Source organism: Bradyrhizobium sp. Ken01, from assembly GCF_055807355.1.
In genome coordinates, this window is sequence record NZ_JBVVPC010000163.1 from 1 (window position 1) to 397 (window position 397).

Below are 397 nucleotides of genomic sequence, written 5' to 3' on the forward strand. Positions count from 1 at the left end.
GTTGATGCGCTCAGCCTGTTTTGCGTCGCTCGCTGGATGGCTTCACAACGCGCACGTGGCCGAACATCTTGGCGTGGAAGGACCCACGCAGAAATTGCGTTCGTTCTTCTCCCGGTGGTCGATCAAGTTTTCGGCCGAATACTACGAAGCACAGGAACGGCAAGCTTCGAATGTCCCGCGATAGCAGCAAGTCAACAGTGACAGGATAAGAGCCGGTAAGTCCATTGGATCAACGTCTCCAGAGCCACTGGCACCCAAGTGAGACTTGGCTTGACACAGACGTCGGAGGAAACGCCAGTTCAACTCGCATTGCGGGAGGGGATGTGATGACCGAAACAGTACTAGGGAGCGCAAGGTTCTTCCGGCGAACTGGCCCGCATTCCCTCGCGCTCGTCGC

General features: G+C 56.9%; 1 pseudogene. It reads left to right on the plus strand.

The annotated features are described in order from the left end of the window. Window positions 1-184: pseudogene (locus tag AC0L3S_RS39190) on the plus strand (hypothetical protein); the annotation flags it as partial. Window positions 185-397 lie beyond the last annotated feature (213 nt).